At 55.0% G+C, this 229-nt stretch carries 1 protein-coding gene; it reads left to right on the forward strand.

The window, feature by feature from the left end:
- The coding region (locus tag Q4563_RS23360) for a hypothetical protein (RefSeq protein ID WP_303606246.1) at window positions 1-229 on the forward strand (229 nt) is incomplete at both ends.

The raw sequence follows: 229 nt of genomic DNA on the forward strand, positions 1-229 counted from the left end.
GCCAACACCGTGGGTGATACCGAAGACAGCGGCACGATTGGACCTTATTGCCCGCCTTCCATCAATACCTCTCGGGATGAAGCCGGTGTTGGTATCTATGATGGCACCACCACCCCTGGGTTTCAGTCTTTGGTGGATGCTGCTGTGGCGATGGACGCCGACGGCTACGATATTGTTGATGAAGACGGCAATATCCGCTTTAGTGATCTGACCCAGGGCAGTGAGGAAG

The sequence above is a fragment of the Gilvimarinus sp. 1_MG-2023 genome, from assembly GCF_030548285.1.